Genomic DNA, 15,119 nt, shown 5'->3' on the forward strand with positions numbered 1-15,119 from the left:
CTGCGTTGCGCCGGGTTCGCAAGCCGGACGACCGCCCTCAACCGCCGGTGACGCTCATATGGCGCCCGACCGCGGGCTTGGCACGGCGGCGGTCGATGACGAAGTCGTGCCCCTTGGGCTTGCGGGCGATCGCCTCTTCCATCGCCCTGTGCAGCAGCGCGTCGTCGGCGGAGGCGCGCAGCGGCGCGCGCAGATCGGCGGCGTCCTCCTGGCCGAGGCACATATAAAGCGTGCCCGTGCAGGTCAGCCGCACGCGGTTGCAGCTTTCGCAGAAATTATGCGTCATCGGCGTGATGAAGCCGATCAGCCCGCCGGTTTCCTGCACGCGGACATAGCGGGCCGGCCCGCCGGTCCGGTAGGGATCCTCGACGAGGTTGTAGCGGTCCATCAGCCGCGCCCGCACCACCGAGAGCGGCAGGAACTGGTCGATGCGGCCCGGCTCGATCTCGCCGAGCGGCATCACCTCGATCAGGGTCAGGTCCATGCCGAGACCATGAGCCCAAATCATCAGGCTCTCGATCTCGTCCTCGTTGACGCCCTTGAGTGCGACCGCGTTGATCTTGACCCGCATCCCGGCCTTGCGCGCCGCCTCGATGCCGCCCAGCACCTTGTCGAGATCGCCCCAGCGCGTGATCTGGCGGAACTTGTCGGGCTCGAGCGTGTCGAGCGAGACATTGATCCGCCGCACGCCGTAATCGGCCAGTTCCTGCGCATAACGGTCGAGCAGCGAGCCGTTCGTGGTCAGGGTCAGTTCCTCGAGCGCGCCCGAGGTCAGGTGGCGCGAGAGCGAGCGGAACAGGCTCATTACGTCGCGCCGCACCAGCGGTTCGCCGCCGGTCAGGCGGAGTTTCCGCGTGCCGCGCGCGATGAAGGCGGTGGCGAGGCGGTCGATCTCCTCCAGCGTCAGCAGGTCGCGCTTCGGCAGGAAGGTCATGTCCTCGGACATGCAATAGACGCAGCGGAAATCGCAGCGATCCGTCACCGAGATCCGCAGATAGGAGATGTCGCGTCCGAACGGATCGGTCAGCACCGGCCGCGCCAGCGGCGCGATCCCGGACTTGGTGGCGTTATCAGGCAGAGGGCTGTCGAGAAGCACGATCGGCATCTGTCCGTTCAGTGGCGGGGTCTGAGGCGGGGCGTCGCCCACCCTGCCATTGCGTTAAGCCGGAGACATTGGCATTGCAGCCGCCGAGGTCAAGCGGGTGCGATCGTCGCGGACCGTCAGCGGAGAGCCCCATCATGTCGTCCTGGCCGACCGAAATCCGTCTCTCGAAGGACCGCCGCACCCTGCACGTCACCTTCGACGACGGGGCGAGCCATGCGCTGGCCGCGGAACTGCTGCGGGTCGAGAGCCCCTCGGCCGAGGTGCAGGGCCATGGCCCGACCCAGAAGAAGACCATCCCCGGCAAGCGCGAGGTCGAGATCCTCAAGGTCGAGCCGGTCGGTCACTATGCCGTGAAGCTGACCTTCGACGACATGCACGACACCGGCATCTTCGGCTGGGACTATCTGCGCGAGCTCGGCGAGACGGGCGAGGCGAAGTTCCAGGCTTACCTCGACGCGCTGGAGGCGCAGGGCCTCTCGCGCGAGCCGCTGCGCCGCCGCTAAGGCCTCCCTCGGGCCTGCGGCTCAGTAGAGCTTCAGCCCGTCCATTGTCGAGACATGGGCCGAGATCACCTTCCAACCCAGCTCCGGAAAGCGCACCCAGCTCTGGCTCTGCCGGCCGATCAGGTCGCGCCCGCGCACCTTGAACTCGAGGTTCACGGTGGCGATGTCGCGGCCCAGCGTCAGGATCTCCAGACGGATTCGCTTTTCCTTGATGCCCGGTCCGGGCGGGCGCGCGACGCGGTGGGCATGGATCTCGTCGAAGCCGTAGCCGTTCTCGTGCAGCGCGTAGCGGATCGTGTGCGGGCTGTTCCAGAAGGTCGCGTCGAGGACATCGACGTTCTTGTCGATCAGCGCCTGCTCATAGGCCTCGAACAGCGCCGAGACCTCGGCGACGACTTCCGGCAGGTTGGGGGTGAGATCGGTCATGCGGCTTCTCCCATGGCGCGTGCGACGGCGATCAGCGTGGCATCCGTGCCGCGTCCGCCGATGATGGAGAGGCCAACGGGGGCCCCGTTCACGGTCGCGCCGGGCAGGCTGACCTGCGGCGAGCCGGTGAGTCCGCCTTGCGCGCACAGGCAGCTGATCCGGTCCTTGAGCGGCTGAAGCACGGGCTGAGAAAGCCCACGCAGCGGCGCCGGGAAGGCCGTCGTGGGCAGGCACAGGATGGTGCCCGGCGGCAGTAGATGGCGCAGCCGTGCGCGTGCCTCGAGCCGCATCATCTCCGCCCATTGCCGCTCGCCTTCGGGCATCCTCGCGCCGTTGAGGAGGCCGGCGACGACGCTGAAGGCCATGCGCGGATTGGCCGTCTCGACCCATTGACGGAAGGTATTCCAGGCCTCGACCGGTTGCAGCGTCCGCTGCGCCCGCGCCCAGACGGACAGGCCCTGCGGCGCCATGATATCCTCGCGCACCTCGCCGACGATCCGGCTCAGACGCGTGACCATGGGCTGCAGCGCCTCCGCCACCTCGGGGTCGGCGAAGGCGAAGGCATCCGTCGCGATCAGCAGCCGCGTCGGCAGCGCGCCCGGCGCCTCGCCGAGCAGGACGGTCGAGACGCGGGCGAAGGTCTCGCCATCGCGCGCGAACCAGCCCGTGGTGTCGGAACTCGGCGCCTGCGGCAGCATACCGGTCGTGTCCAGCCGGCCATGGGTCGGGCGGATGCCATAAAGCCCGCAGAAGCTCGCCGGCACGCGCACCGAGCCGCCCGTATCGGTGCCGAGCGCGGTGTCGCAGAGCCCCGCGGCGACGGCAGCCGCCGAGCCGGAGGAGGAGCCGCCCGGGACCCGCTCGGGCGCCGCGCTGTTGATCGGTGTGCCGTCGAAGGCGTTCTCGCCGAGGATGCCGAGCGAAACCTCGTCGGTGATCGTCTTGCCGACGAAGCTGGCACCGGCATCGAGCAGGGTCTGGACGGCCCAGGCGTGGCGCTGGGGGACCGGATGGGCCAGCGCCCAGTCATGGTTGCCGCCGCCGGTCGGCAGTCCGGCGACGTCGAACAGGTCCTTGACCGCGAAGCTCAAGCCGTCGAGCGGCCCGCCGGCTTGACCGGCGATCGGCACCATCGTGCCGGATACGAAAGCGTTGACGGTGTCGTCCATGATCAATCCTGCCGAGGTTCGGGCTTGCCTGCTCGCAAGCAGGATGCCAGCCGGGGGCGCCAAAACGAAAGGGCCGCCCCGGAGGACGGCCCTTGCATGGGATGCAGAGGTTTCGGTTCAGCGCGCGACGACGACGCGGGTGCCGACCTTCACGCGCTCGTAGAGGTCGATCACGTCCTCGTTCAGCATGCGGATGCAGCCGGAGGAGACCGCCTGGCCGATCGTCTCCGGCTCGTTCGAGCCGTGGATGCGGTAGAGGGTCGAGCCGAGATAGAGCGCGCGGGCGCCCATCGGGTTCTCCGGACCGCCGGGCATGAAGCGCGGCAGATCGGGGCGGCGCTTCAGCATCTGGGCCGGGGGCGTCCAGGTCGGCCATTCCTGCTTGCGGGTGATGGTCTGGGCGCCGGCCCAGTCGAAGCCAGGGCGGCCGACGCCGACGCCGTAGCGCATCGCCTTGCCATCGGGCATCACGAGATAGAGGCGACGCTCGCTGGTGTTGATCACGATGGTGCCCGGGCGATGCTTGCCGTCATAGGACACGATCTCACGCGGGATGGCGGTGGCCTGCGCCTTGGCCGGATCCTCGAACACGAACAGCGGCTGGCGCGTCAGCGGGTCGATCTCGGCACGGGCGGTGGTCGCGAGGGCGAGCAGGCCAAGACCACTCAGTGTGGCCATACGGAAGAAGCGGTTCATCGGGACCTCGGGCAGCGGCGGGCGGGGACGGCAAAAAGCTGACGCGAAAACGTCAACATCTCCTCAATTTCCTGTCAGAGTCCGGCCACAGGTGCAATCCGGCGGGCATCACATCGGTGCGATCCCGGCGGCCTTTGCGGGGCCTCGTTGCGCGTCTGCAACATGACGCCGGGAGCGCGCCGTCAGGTGTCGAGATCGGCGATGCCGAAGGTCTGCAGCAGCTGCTTCCGGTCCATGCAGCTGACGTCGTAGGTGACCTCGCGGCCCTTGAATTCCGGCCGCTGGCCGAGCTTGCGGGTCATCTCCGTGGCGATCGCGTCGATCCGCGCCTCGCAGGCCTCGATGCTGGTGAACTGCGTCTCCGCGACGCGGGCGGAGGTGCATTTCGGCTCGCCGGCGACGCAGGCGAGAATGATCATGGTGAAGGCGTCCACGCGCTATCCTCTCGGATCGTGATGTTCCCCCGTCGGGACGGCAGCAAGTTCCTTGCCAGCGGCGCCCGAGCCTGAAGGCGATGCGCCTGCTGCGCATGCGCCGTCCTCGCGAAAGGCCGGAGCAGGGGCGCGAAGCCGTGTATGCTCGGCCTTCACCCGCCCCCGACCCCCTTGCCGAGGTTCGCCGCGTGTCCCACCCGCCGCTTTACATCGACTTCCTCAACGCGCTCGACGTCGAGGCGCTGAAGCTCACCGATGCGGAAATCATTGCCGCCGTCGAGGCAGGTCTTGCCGCCCAGGGCCGCGGCCAGACCGAGATCGAGCCGCGCGTCCATCTGATGCCGAAGGCCGGCGCCAGCGGCCACTTCAACGTGCTGCGCGGCGCCTTCCGCGCCCCGATCGCCCGCGCCGGGGTCAAGGTGATCGGGGACTTCGTCGACAACTACAAGCAGGGCCTGCCCTCAGAGATGGGCCTGCTGCTGTTGATGGATCCGCTGACCGGTGTCCCCACCGCGATCGTCGACGGCAGCCATCTGACTGATATGCGCACCGGCGCCATCACCGCGATCGGCGCCAGATATCTCGCCCGCAAGGGCTCGAAGGTGCTGGGCCATGTCGGCGCGCGCGGCACGGCTTACTGGAACGTCCGGCTGCTCGACTCCCTGTTCGATTTCGACGAGATCCGCGTCCATTCCCGTCGCCCGGAAAGCCGCGACGCCTTCGGGGCCCGCCTCTCGGCCGATCTCGGCAAGCGCGTGGTCGTGACGCAGGACTGGCGGAGCTGCGTCGAGGGCGCCGACATCGTCGTCGAGGCCTCCCGGCTGACTGCGCCCGAGCCGATGCTGAAGACGGACTGGATCAAGCCCGGCGCCTTCGTCGTGCCCTACGGCACGATGAGCGCGGTCGAGTTGTCGCTGACCGACATCATGGACAAGCTCGTCGTCGACGATTGGGGCCAGTGCAAGGGCGGCCCCTTCGGCAGCCTGCGCGCCCATGTCGAGGCCGGCAAGCTCTCGGAGCAGACCCTCCATGCCGAGATGGGCCAGATCGTCGCCGGGTTGAAACCCGGCCGCGAGAGCGAGGACGAGACCATCCTGTTCTGGCATCGCGGCCTCTCGCTCTCGGACATCGCGCTCGGCCATTTCATGCTGCAGAAGGCGAAGACCATGGGGCTCGGCCAGAGGCTGCGCTACGCGTGAGCCTCATCGCCAACGCCCGCATGTATGCCGTCGATGCCGCGACGGCGGCCAACTGGACGGCGCTCTTCGCCCGGATCGCGGAGACGGCCGGCGTTCCGCTTACCGTCATCCCGCATGCCGCGCCGGCGCCGCTGGAGGACCTCTGGCGGCGCGACGATCTCGGCCTCGCCTTCATCTGTGGCTACCCCTTCGCGCGCGGTGGTTTCCCCGTAAGGCTTGTCGCCGCGCCCGTTCCCGCCTCGGGCGATGGGCGCCCGCTCTACGCGAGCCATCTCGTTGTGCGGGCCGACAGCGACATCGCCACGCTCGTGGACAGTTTCGGCCGCCGCCTCGGCTGGACGGTCGCGCATTCGCAATCGGGCTTCAACGCGCTGCGGACCCACCTCCTGCCGCACTGGCAGGCGAGGGGACGGCTCTATGCGAAGAGCATCGGGCCCTTGCTGACACCGCGGCGGGTGATCGACGCGCTGCTGGCCGAGGAGATCGATCTCGGCCCGCTCGATTCCTATTTCCACGACCTGCTGCTGGCGGCCGAGCCGGACACCGCCTCGCGCTTGCGCATCGTCGAAACGACCGCTCCCCGGCCGATGCCGCTGCTGGTGGCGTCGGACGGGCTCGGGGAGGCGCTCGTCGCGCGGTTGCAGGCGGCGCTGCTGGCCGCGCATCAGGACGAAGAGGGACGCGCGATCCTCGCCCGGCTCGGGCTATCGGGCTTTGCTGCCGTCGAGCCGCAAGGCTACCGCGTGCTGGTCGAAGAGGCGGATGCAGCGGATAGCGCGGGTTATCGCCAACCGGGCTAACGCCAATACGGTGGCTACTGAACCTCTCCGTCATCCCGGACAAGCGGCGAAGCCGCGCAGATCCGGGATCCATCGGAGAGCGCGGCGCCCTTCGATGGATCCCGGCGCTCCGCTTCGCTTCGGCCGGGATGACGGCGAGGGTGGAATTCAGGACAGTGTCGTCTCCGCGCTCCGCGCCCGGATGCCCGCCAGCGTGATCTGCCCCAGCGTCGCGCCGTCCTCGCTGCGGATCGTCGCGGCATCGCGGCCCTCGGCCAGCAGCGCCGACAGCACCTCGCGCACCGAGAGCGTGCCCGGCAGCGCAAAGCCGTCCGCCGCCTCGCCGGGCTCGACGGCTTCCGTCGCGCGCACCAGCGAGAGCCGGCGCAGGGCCCGGTCGGCGCCGATGAAATCGGCGACGAAGTCGTTGGCGGGCGCCGCCAGCAGCCGGTCGGGCGTGTCGTACTGGACGAGCCGCCCGTCCTTCAGGATGGCGACGACGTCGCCCATGCGGATCGCCTCGTCGATGTCATGGGTGACGAGGATCACCGTCTTGTTCAGCCGCTTCAGGATGGCGAGGAATTCCTCCTGCAGCCGCCCGCGCACGATCGGGTCGACGGCGCCGAAGGGCTCGTCCATCAGCATCACCGGCGGATCGGCGGCGAGCGCACGCGCCACGCCGACGCGCTGGCGCTGCCCGCCCGAGAGATGGCGCGGATAGCGGTCGAGGAACTGCCCGGGATCGAGCCCGACGAGGTCCAGCATCTCCGCGATGCGCGCCTTGATGCGCGCCGGCTCCCAGCCCAGCAGCTTGGGCACGGTCGCCACGTTCTGCGCGATCGTCATGTGCGGGAACAGGCCGATCTGCTGGATGACGTAGCCGATATGGCGGCGCAGCGCGACCGGATCGGCCTGGGTGACGTCGCGGTCGCCGACGAAGATGCGCCCCGAAGTCGGCTCGATCAGCCGATTGACCATCCGCATGGTCGTGGTCTTGCCGCAGCCGGACGGGCCGATCAGCACGCAGACCTGTCCGCTCTCGATCGTCAGGTCGAGCGCGTCCACCGCCGGCCTGGCGACGCCGGGGAACAGCTTGGTGACCTTTTCCAGCCGGATCGTCATGAGGCTCCCATCCGCAGCTGGCGTGTCATCAGGCGCTCGATCCCCGCAAAGCCGATCTCGACCGTGAGCGCGAGCAGGGCGACCGCGACGGCGCCGGCGATCAGCTGCGGAAAGTTGAAATTCGCCATGCCGGCCGTGATCAGCTCGCCGAGCCCCCCGCCGCCGATGAAGGCGGCGAGCGTCGCAGCCGAGACGATCTGCACCGCCGCGGTGCGGATGCCGGCGAAGATCACCGGCAGCGCCAGCGGAATCTCGATGCGCGTCATTACTTGGGCGTCAGAGAAGCCCTGTCCGCGCGCGGCGTCGACGATGTCGGCATCGACCTCGGTCAGGCCGGTATAGGTGTTGAGCAGCAGCGCCGGCAGCCCGTAGAGCGTCAGCGCCACCACCGAGGGCAGGAAGCCGGTGCCCAGCAGCGGCAGCATGATCACCAGCAGGGCGAGCGACGGCACCGTCCGCAGGATGTTGACGATCGCCATAGCGGCGTTGGCGAAGCGGCGCTGGCGCGTCAGCAGCAGGCCGAGCGGCAGCGCGATCAGCAGCACGGCGGACAGCGCCACGCCGGTCAGCCAGAGATGGTTCTGGAGCGCGACGATGAAGATTTTGGGGTTGGCGGCGATCCACTGGGCCATCAGGCGGCCTCCGCCTGGCTGGCGCGCAGCCGCAGCTCGACCCGGCGCAGGCTCTCGTCGCAGAACACCGCCAGCGCCGAGGTCACGACCGCGCCGACCACAACCTTCTCGCCGAAATCCTGGGTGATGCCCTGGAAGATGATGTCGCCGAGTCCGCCGGCATTGATGAAGGCGGCCACCGTCGCGACCGACACCTGCGTGACGACGGTGATGCGGATGCCGGCGATGATGACGGGGAGCGCCAGCGGCAGCTCGATCGCGAAGAGCCGGCGCCACTTGCCATAGCCCATGCCGTCGGCGGCATCGAGGATGTCGGGCGCGATCTCCTGCAGGCCGGTCGCGACATTGCGGATGATGATCAGGAGCGCATAGGCGACGAGCGCCACGATCGCCGGCCAGAAGCCCAAGCCCAGATAGGGGATCAGCAGCGCGAAGATCGCCAGAGCCGGCACGGTGTAGAGCGCGCCCGAAACCAGCAGCACGACAAGCGCGAAGCCCGGCCGCCGCGCCGAAAGCACGCCGAGCGGCAGGCCGATGGCGAGCGCGATCGCCAGCCCGACGCCGACGAGCTGGATATGGTCCCACAGCGCGATCAGCAGCCGGTCCCAGTTCTCGATCGTCCAGCTCATAGCTCGATCCCGGTCGGCGCGGCGCTGTCGGCCAGCATCAGCCCGCCGGCCTCTATGGCGAGCGCCAGCGCCTCGTAGTCCCGCCCCATCGGCCGGTCGTCGTCGAGGCGGGCGACATGAGCGCGCACGAAAGCATGCGCAACGGCGGTTCCACGCCCGAGCCTGATGTCGCCGCGCAGATCGACGGCCTCCGCGGCCACCACGAGTTCGACCGCCGCGAGCCGGGTCAGGCGCCGGGCAATGGCCTGCGTCTTCTCGACGATGGCCGGCGTCATCGGCGCATAATCCTCGACGCCGTCGGCCACGGGCAAGGTCATGGCGCCGAGCGGCGAGGCGAGATGGCGGATCTCGGCCTCCAGCGCGGCTGCGGTCTTCTGCGTCGTCGCGAAGCCGGAATGCGAGCCGCCATGCCGCGTCAGGAAGCGCGGCAGATCGCTCATGCCGGCGTTCATCAGCTTGACGATCCTTGCGGCCGAGGTCGCCGCCAGATGGGAGAGCGCAAGACCGGCCGCCTCGAAGGTCAGGGCGAGTTCGGTGGTGTCGAAATTGACGCTGGAGAGCAGGATATCGCGCTCCACCAGCACGGCCGGGCTGTCGGGCGCGCTGGCGAGTTCGTTATCGACGGCGAGGCTCGCGGAGGCGACGGCGTTAATCGCGTGTCCTGCCACGGGAGCAAGGCAGCGGAACGAGATCGGATCCTGTAGCCGCCGTGCGCGGCCCGGCTCGAACAGATCGCTTCCGACCAGAAGATTGCGAAGGAACCTGACGCCGACCTTGTGGCCCGCCATGCCACGCAACGCGTCGAGATCGCGATCGAGCGGCGAGAGATTGGCGCGAAAGCCTTCCAGCGACAGCGCACCCGCGACGAGGGCGGCATCGAGCGCGCTGGCCATCGTCTCGACGGCCAATGCGGCCAGGCCGACGCTCTGGGCATTGGCGTTGAGCAGAGCGAGCCCGTCCTTGGGGCCGAGCACAGGCAACGCGATCCCGGCCGCTGCCATCGCCTCGCCGCCGGGCAGGAGCACGCCCCGGAATTCGCACTCGCCCTCGCCGATCAGCGGCAGGAAGGCCTGCGCCAGCGGGCTGAGATCGGCCTCGCCGAGCGAGCCGATCCGACGCACGATCGGGTGGACGCCGGCATTCAGCATGGCGGCGATCGTCTCGGCCAGTTCAGGCGAGAGGCCCGACGCGCCATGACAGATGGCGACGAGCCGCGCCGCCAGCAGGGCGCGCACCTCGACCGTCGAGAGCGGCTCACCCACGCCGACGGCGCGCGCCCGGATGGCGCGGGCCTGGAAAGCGGGAATGGCGTCCGCGTCGAGCCGGGTATCGACAGCCGCACCGAGCCCTGTCGTCAGGCCGTAGACGCTGTCCCCCCGTGCGAGTGCCCGCAGCACGACCGCGCGTGCGGCTTCGAGCCGTGGCGCGACGCTGTCGTGCAGACGCACCGGCGCGCCGTCGCGCGCAACGGCCACGACCGCCCCGCTCCCGACAGGCGCGCCTCCGAGGATGACGGCGGCGGGCGATGCCTCGGCGCCGGCCGCAGGCACCGCGCTCAGTTCACCAGCCCCTTGGCCTTGAGGAAGGCCGCCGCCACCGTGCGCGGCTCCTTCTTGTCGACCTCGACCTGCCGGTTGAGTTCCTGCATCGTCGGGTTGTCGAGCGCGGCGCCGACCTTTTCGAGGATGCCGACGATCTTTTCGTTGGCGGCGATCTCGGGGCGCACCACGGGGGCGAGGAAATAGGGCGGGAACAGCGCCTTGTCGTCATCGAGCGCGACGAACTTGTCGGCCGCGATCTGCCAGTCGGTCGAGAAGCCGTTGGCGACCTCGATCTGCTTCTGGTTCAGCGCCTCGTAGCGCAGGCGCAGCGCCGCAAACTGCTTGAACTCGGCGAATTCGGCACCATAGACCTCCTTCAGCCCCTTGATGCCGTCGCGACGGTCGACGAATTCCGTGCCCGCGCCGAGCCGGAGCTTGGACGAGGCCTTGCCGAGATCGCTCAGCGTCTTGAGGTTGAACTCCTTGGCGGTCTCCGGCCGGACCACGATCGCATAGCCGTTGTTGATGTTTGACGGCTTCAGCCAGGTCAGGTTGAACTCCTTCTCGTAGAAGGCCTTGACCATGCCGCGGACCTTCTCGGGGTCGGTCTCGGTCACCCCTTGCGCCTTCATCACGGCGTTGAGGCCGGTGCCGGTGTATTCAGGATAGAGGTCGATCGCGCCGCTCTTCAGCGCCTCATGCGCCACCAGCGTGCCGCCGAGATTGATCTTGCGCTCGACCTTGAAGCCGGCGGCTTCCAGTGCGGCGCCGTAGAGCTCGGCGACGATGAACTGCTCGGTGAAGTTCTTCGATCCGATCTTGATCGTCTGCGCGGAGGCTGCGGTCAGGCCGGTCGCGAGGAGGGCTGCAGCCCCGAGAAGCGTTCTGAGAAAGCGCATGGCTGGTTCCTTCGAAGGGCTCATGAGGTCAAGGCTAGCAAGCAGGGGGCGTGATGCAAGGATCGGGCGGGACAAAGACGCGTGATGCTGTCGCACGCTTCCGGAAGAGAAAGATCGCCGTCGGCTGGCGTCAGCCGGCGGCGTTTCGTTCTCCGCCATGGATCGCGACCGTCAGGCGATTCTCGGGCGGCGAGAGCGGGCAGACCCAGGCTTCCGAATAGGCACAGGAGGGGTAATAGGCGAAATTGAAATCGAGGATCAGCCGGCCCGCGCCGTCGCTGCCGAGATCGGCGCTCTTGATCGTGTCGAGCAGGTAGCGCCCGCCGGCGAAACTGTCCCGGCCATTGGTCGCGTCGCCGAAGGGCAGGAAGACTCCGCCGCCATAGCTCTCGATCCAGTACAGCGTGAGTTCCTTGCCGAGCGGCTCCAAAAGCCCATCCGTCAGGGCGAAGGGCAGCAGCGTCATCGTGCCGTCCTTGCCGGCCTCGACGCGGATCACCTCGCGGCCCTGCGCCGGCACGGTCGTCACGGTGAAGCGCAGAGCGGGATCGTAGGCGAAGCAGTCGATGCCGCGGAACTGGGCCCGGCGGGCGGCGGACAGCGGCGATTGCGGATGCTCGCGGAAGAGGCGGTCGCGCACGCTGCGCCAGTGCCGCCAGCCTTCCTCACCATTCATGGCTCGTACCGCCGCGTAAAGGTCGGCAACCTGGCGGCGCCAGTCATGCAACGTGTCGTAGCGCTCGTGCAGCGCCTTGGCCGCATCACTTTCCCGCGGTCCGGCCAGTTCCACCATGCGTCTATTCCCCCCTGCCGTGCCCGCGCGTGACGCATCGTCTCGGGGCGCAACGCATGAAACTGTATCTTGTTGCGGGCAGGATGGGAGGCTTACGAGTCAGCCCCTGTCAGGGGCGGCAGGATCGCATGGCCTGGCGCCGGTTCACAGATCGATGTCGACCCACAAGGCCGCATGGTCGGAGGCCGCATCTTCGGGGCGCTTCAGCTCGGCATAGGCCTCCCATTTCTTCGGCCGCACGCCCGGCCACATCCCCTTCCGGAAGATGCCGCCGCTCCGCACCTTCGCGAACAGCGCCGGCGAGAGGAGGATGTAGTCGATCTTGTTGCCGGCTGAGCTTGCGCCATAGGTGCCCGGAAACCCGCCATCGTCGAAGCTGGGGTGGGCGGAGATATCCTTCAGCGATGTCCCCGCGACCAGCGGCTGCAGCGGCGCGCTGCCGGGCGTGTCGTTGAGATCACCCATCACCGCCACATGCTCGGCCCCGCTTGCGACCAGCCCCTCATAGATCGCCGCGACCCGCTCGGCCTGGGCGCGGCGTCGCGCATTGGAACTCGCCTGGCTGCCGAAGCCCTTGCTCTTGAAGTGGTTGACCATCACCACGAGGCGCGCCCCGCCCGGCGTCGTCAGTTCGAATTCCGGGCAATCCCGCGAGAACACCGGCACGCCCGCCGGCGTCAGATCGTCGACATGGCTGCGCATCGGGCCGATCGGGTAGCCGGCCCGGCTCATCAGCCCGACATCGATGCCGCGCTCGTCATTGCCGTCGATCAGCATGACATGCCGGAAGGGCTGTCCGCCGACCGCCGGCAGAATCTCCTGGTTGAAGGCAGACAGGACCGGGCGGCTTTCGGCCTCGACCACGCCCAGCACATCCGCCTTGAGATCGACCATGACGCGGGCGGTGTTGCGCATCGCGTGCTCGTTGATCGGCTCGTCGCGCAATTCGAGCGAGCCCACCCAGTCCGCGCGGCCATCGGCGACGATCTCGACACCGCCCGCCTGCGGGCGCTTCAGCAGCCCGCCGCGGTTGCGGCGAAGCAGCACGAAGGGGCCGGTGTCTGACTTTTCCATGCCCAGTTCGACGATGAGCGCGGCCATGCGCGTCTTGTCGGTGGCGCTGTAGGAGATCTGGCCGAGCAGCGCGTTAAGCGCTGCGAACCGCTCGAGCACGGGGCGGCCCTCGTCCCAGCTTTCCAGGTTCATCGCCTTGGCGCGGTCGAACAGGTTTTCGACATTGTAGACGGCAAGCCGCATCGCATCCTCCCCCCGGGGTCGAGACGTCGTTCTGGGCAGTGTCCGTGAGCGATGTGACAATCGAGGGAAGAAGGCAGCCAAACAAGGCCGTAACGGCCTGATTCAGCCGCTTCGCCGTCATATATTTGCGGACGACCCCGTCTCAGGTCAGCCGCCGCTTCTCCAGCTTCCGCGCCAGCGTGCGGCGGTGCATCCCCAGCCGCCGGGCGGTCTCGGAGATATTGAAGTCGCTCTCCACCAGCGTCTCGTGGATGCGCTCCCATTCGAGGTTTTTCAGCGACGTCTGGCGCTGGGTCAGCGGCACCTCGGCATCACCCTCGACGCGCTCGAAGGCCGCCTCGATGTCGTCGGTGTTGGCTGGCTTGGCGAGATAGTGGCAGGCCCCGAGCTTGATCGCCTCCACCGCGGTGGCGATGCTGGCGAAGCCGGTCAGCACCACGATTTTCGTCTCGGGGTCGCGCTCGTGCAGCAGCCTGACGCATTCCAGCCCCGAGCCGCCGACCACCTTGAGATCGACCACGGCATAGCCGGGCCTCGCCGTCTCCAGCAGTGCCTGCAGGCTCTCGATGCCGTCGCAATGCTGCACCACATAGCCCCGGCGCTCGAAGGAGCGGCGCAGCACCGGCGCGAAGGCCGGATCGTCCTCCACGATCAGCAGCGTCTTGTCGTCGCTCATCGGGCGTCCTCCTCGGAGACCTGTACGGGCGAGAGGGCGGCGAGGGGCAGGGTCACGGTGACGCAGGCACCCCCTTGGCTGCGGTTGCGCGCGTCGAGCGTGCCGCCGAACTTGCGCATGACATTGCTGACGAGGAACAGGCCCAGCCCGCCGCCGGGCCGGCCCTTGGTCGAGCGGTAGGGCTTGCCGATGCCGGCCAGGATCTCGGGCGGGAAGCCGGGGCCCTCGTCGGCGACAATGATGACGAGGTCCTGACCGCGCCGCTCGACCCGCACCGCCATCGCCTCGGGCGAGGCCTCCTGCGCGTTGTCGAGCAGGTTGCCCAGCACCTGTTTAAGGGCAGGGTCCGAAACGATCTCTGCATCGGGCGCGAAGGCGTTCTCGTAATCGAGCCGGATTGGCGGCCGGTGCGTGCGCCATTGCTCGATCAGCTCGTCGACGAAGTCTCGTACCGTCGTCCAGCCGGGGTTTTCGGCGCGGGTCTCGCCCGAGGACATCAGGATGCCGGAGACGATGGTCTTGCAGCGGTCGAGCTGGGCCTGCATCTCGCCGATCTCGGCGATCAGCTCGGGCTCGGCCTTGAACACCGGCATCCGGCGCCAGTCGTTGAGAATGACGGAGAGTGTCGAGAGCGGTGTGCCAAGCTCATGGGCCGCGCCCGAGGCGAGCAGGCCCATGCGGACGATATGGTCCTCCTCCACGGCGCGCTGGCGCAGATCGGCGAGCTTCTCGTCGCGGATGCGCAGGTTCCGGCTGATCCGCTGCAGGAACAGCACCAGCAGCCCGGCCGCGATCAGAAAGCAGACAAAGACGCCCTGCAGGTAAAGCCGCGGCACGCCGTCATCGAGCTGGACGGGCAGAGCGAGAGGCTGATGCGCGCCCATCAGCAGGACGAAGCCAAGCCCCGCCAGCGCGACCAGCACCCAGGTCGACCACCACTCCAGCAGCACGGCGGCAAGGCCGATCTGGAGCAGATAGAGGAAGATGAACGGGTTGCTCGCGCCGCCGCTGAGATAGAGCTGTGTCGTGAGCGCGCCGAGATCGAACAGCAGAGCGCCGAACAGTTCGCCATTGCGCACATCGGCCGCGACGCGGTGATGGCGGACCAGGCTCGCCAGATTGAGCACGACCAGCAGCAGCAGAACCAGCATCATCTCGCCGAGCGGCAGGGCGATGCCGAGGATGCGGTCGACGAACAGGATCGTCACCACCTGCCCGCCGACGGCGAGCCAGCGCAGCTGCACCAGCAGCAGCAGGTT

Annotated in this window: 17 protein-coding genes; 3 read left to right on the plus strand and 14 right to left on the minus strand. The window is 68.4% G+C overall.

The annotated features are described in order from the left end of the window. Nucleotides 1-37: 37 nt before the first annotated feature. On the minus strand, nucleotides 38-1,027 hold the full coding sequence (gene moaA / locus ACFPN9_RS18655) for a GTP 3',8-cyclase MoaA (protein WP_068075683.1): 990 nt from the start codon (nucleotides 1,025-1,027) through the stop codon (nucleotides 38-40). 212 nt (nucleotides 1,028-1,239) lie between these two features. On the opposite strand from moaA, the gene ACFPN9_RS18660 reads away from it, so the two are divergent. Continuing rightward, nucleotides 1,240-1,608 (plus strand): gamma-butyrobetaine hydroxylase family protein, encoded by a 369-nt coding sequence (locus tag ACFPN9_RS18660; RefSeq protein WP_066725062.1) that lies wholly within the window; start codon nucleotides 1,240-1,242, stop codon nucleotides 1,606-1,608. A gap of 21 nt (nucleotides 1,609-1,629) precedes the next feature. On the opposite strand, the gene hpxZ is transcribed toward ACFPN9_RS18660, so the two are convergent. From hpxZ to ACFPN9_RS18680, 4 genes are all read right to left on the minus strand, one after another. Beyond that, complete coding sequence (gene hpxZ, locus ACFPN9_RS18665) at nucleotides 1,630-2,034, minus strand: oxalurate catabolism protein HpxZ (RefSeq protein WP_066725063.1); 405 nt, start codon at nucleotides 2,032-2,034, stop codon at nucleotides 1,630-1,632. After that, entirely contained in the window at nucleotides 2,031-3,203 is a 1,173-nt protein-coding gene (locus ACFPN9_RS18670) for an amidase (RefSeq protein ID WP_066725066.1), read from the minus strand. Before ACFPN9_RS18670 ends, hpxZ begins: the two co-directional genes overlap by 4 nt. A gap of 117 nt (nucleotides 3,204-3,320) precedes the next feature. Further along, nucleotides 3,321-3,899 (minus strand): L,D-transpeptidase, encoded by a 579-nt coding sequence (locus tag ACFPN9_RS18675; protein ID WP_066725069.1) that lies wholly within the window; start codon nucleotides 3,897-3,899, stop codon nucleotides 3,321-3,323. 182 nt (nucleotides 3,900-4,081) lie between these two features. Next, nucleotides 4,082-4,333, minus strand: coding sequence for a hypothetical protein (locus tag ACFPN9_RS18680; protein WP_066725071.1), 252 nt, complete (start codon nucleotides 4,331-4,333; stop codon nucleotides 4,082-4,084). A 188-nt stretch (nucleotides 4,334-4,521) separates the two neighbouring features. Between ACFPN9_RS18680 and ACFPN9_RS18685 the strand changes: the two genes are divergently transcribed. Beyond that, complete coding sequence (locus ACFPN9_RS18685; RefSeq protein WP_066725073.1) at nucleotides 4,522-5,532, plus strand: ornithine cyclodeaminase family protein; 1,011 nt, start codon at nucleotides 4,522-4,524, stop codon at nucleotides 5,530-5,532. Continuing rightward, complete coding sequence (locus ACFPN9_RS18690; RefSeq protein ID WP_066725074.1) at nucleotides 5,529-6,332, plus strand: phosphate/phosphite/phosphonate ABC transporter substrate-binding protein; 804 nt, start codon at nucleotides 5,529-5,531, stop codon at nucleotides 6,330-6,332. Before ACFPN9_RS18685 ends, ACFPN9_RS18690 begins: the two co-directional genes overlap by 4 nt. Before the next feature lie 147 nt (nucleotides 6,333-6,479). Here ACFPN9_RS18690 and ACFPN9_RS18695 read toward each other — a convergent pair whose 3' ends face one another. From ACFPN9_RS18695 to ACFPN9_RS18735, 9 genes are all read right to left on the minus strand, one after another. Next, the gene (locus ACFPN9_RS18695) at nucleotides 6,480-7,433 is read right to left on the minus strand and encodes an ABC transporter ATP-binding protein (protein WP_377817431.1); all 954 of its coding nucleotides are present in this window, start codon (nucleotides 7,431-7,433) and stop codon (nucleotides 6,480-6,482) included. Continuing rightward, on the minus strand, nucleotides 7,430-8,065 hold the full coding sequence (locus tag ACFPN9_RS18700; RefSeq protein WP_066725078.1) for an ABC transporter permease: 636 nt from the start codon (nucleotides 8,063-8,065) through the stop codon (nucleotides 7,430-7,432). The genes ACFPN9_RS18695 and ACFPN9_RS18700 overlap by 4 nt, the downstream gene beginning before the upstream one ends. Further along, nucleotides 8,065-8,694, minus strand: coding sequence for an ABC transporter permease (locus ACFPN9_RS18705; protein WP_066725081.1), 630 nt, complete (start codon nucleotides 8,692-8,694; stop codon nucleotides 8,065-8,067). The genes ACFPN9_RS18700 and ACFPN9_RS18705 overlap by 1 nt, the downstream gene beginning before the upstream one ends. Continuing rightward, the gene (locus ACFPN9_RS18710) at nucleotides 8,691-10,169 is read right to left on the minus strand and encodes an HAL/PAL/TAL family ammonia-lyase (RefSeq protein WP_197426709.1); all 1,479 of its coding nucleotides are present in this window, start codon (nucleotides 10,167-10,169) and stop codon (nucleotides 8,691-8,693) included. The genes ACFPN9_RS18705 and ACFPN9_RS18710 overlap by 4 nt, the downstream gene beginning before the upstream one ends. An 80-nt stretch (nucleotides 10,170-10,249) precedes the next feature. Continuing rightward, entirely contained in the window at nucleotides 10,250-11,134 is an 885-nt protein-coding gene (locus tag ACFPN9_RS18715) for a glycine betaine ABC transporter substrate-binding protein (protein ID WP_066725087.1), read from the minus strand. Between the two features lie 130 nt (nucleotides 11,135-11,264). Continuing rightward, nucleotides 11,265-11,927 carry a DUF1684 domain-containing protein gene (locus ACFPN9_RS18720; protein WP_082735210.1) on the minus strand — a complete coding sequence of 221 codons (663 nt, stop codon included), beginning with the start codon at nucleotides 11,925-11,927 and terminating at the stop codon, nucleotides 11,265-11,267. Nucleotides 11,928-12,071: 144 nt separating this feature from the next. Next, nucleotides 12,072-13,184 (minus strand): endonuclease/exonuclease/phosphatase family protein, encoded by a 1,113-nt coding sequence (locus tag ACFPN9_RS18725; RefSeq protein ID WP_066725090.1) that lies wholly within the window; start codon nucleotides 13,182-13,184, stop codon nucleotides 12,072-12,074. Nucleotides 13,185-13,326: 142 nt separating this feature from the next. Then, nucleotides 13,327-13,860, minus strand: coding sequence for a response regulator transcription factor (locus ACFPN9_RS18730; RefSeq protein WP_066725093.1), 534 nt, complete (start codon nucleotides 13,858-13,860; stop codon nucleotides 13,327-13,329). Next, nucleotides 13,857-15,104, minus strand: coding sequence for an ATP-binding protein (locus tag ACFPN9_RS18735; protein ID WP_245282330.1), 1,248 nt, complete (start codon nucleotides 15,102-15,104; stop codon nucleotides 13,857-13,859). Before ACFPN9_RS18735 ends, ACFPN9_RS18730 begins: the two co-directional genes overlap by 4 nt. Nucleotides 15,105-15,119 lie beyond the last annotated feature (15 nt).

The sequence above is a fragment of the Allobosea massiliensis genome (genome assembly GCF_042655245.1).
GTDB lineage: Bacteria > Pseudomonadota > Alphaproteobacteria > Rhizobiales > Beijerinckiaceae > Allobosea > Allobosea massiliensis.

What these genes read in the sequence shown, in the direction of transcription:
- ACFPN9_RS18660 (WP_066725062.1), top strand. Translation starts at nt 1,240, where the DNA reads ATGTCGTCCTGGCCGACCGAAATCCGTCTCTCGAAGGACCGCCGCACC.
- hpxZ (WP_066725063.1), bottom strand. Translation starts at nt 2,034, where the DNA reads ATGACCGATCTCACCCCCAACCTGCCGGAAGTCGTCGCCGAGGTCTCG.
- ACFPN9_RS18670 (WP_066725066.1), bottom strand. Translation starts at nt 3,203, where the DNA reads ATGGACGACACCGTCAACGCTTTCGTATCCGGCACGATGGTGCCGATC.
- ACFPN9_RS18675 (WP_066725069.1), bottom strand. Translation starts at nt 3,899, where the DNA reads ATGAACCGCTTCTTCCGTATGGCCACACTGAGTGGTCTTGGCCTGCTC.
- ACFPN9_RS18695 (WP_377817431.1), bottom strand. Translation starts at nt 7,433, where the DNA reads ATGACGATCCGGCTGGAAAAGGTCACCAAGCTGTTCCCCGGCGTCGCC.
- ACFPN9_RS18700 (WP_066725078.1), bottom strand. Translation starts at nt 8,065, where the DNA reads ATGGCCCAGTGGATCGCCGCCAACCCCAAAATCTTCATCGTCGCGCTC.
- ACFPN9_RS18705 (WP_066725081.1), bottom strand. Translation starts at nt 8,694, where the DNA reads ATGAGCTGGACGATCGAGAACTGGGACCGGCTGCTGATCGCGCTGTGG.
- ACFPN9_RS18715 (WP_066725087.1), bottom strand. Translation starts at nt 11,134, where the DNA reads ATGCGCTTTCTCAGAACGCTTCTCGGGGCTGCAGCCCTCCTCGCGACC.
- ACFPN9_RS18720 (WP_082735210.1), bottom strand. Translation starts at nt 11,927, where the DNA reads ATGGTGGAACTGGCCGGACCGCGGGAAAGTGATGCGGCCAAGGCGCTG.
- ACFPN9_RS18725 (WP_066725090.1), bottom strand. Translation starts at nt 13,184, where the DNA reads ATGCGGCTTGCCGTCTACAATGTCGAAAACCTGTTCGACCGCGCCAAG.
- ACFPN9_RS18730 (WP_066725093.1), bottom strand. Translation starts at nt 13,860, where the DNA reads ATGAGCGACGACAAGACGCTGCTGATCGTGGAGGACGATCCGGCCTTC.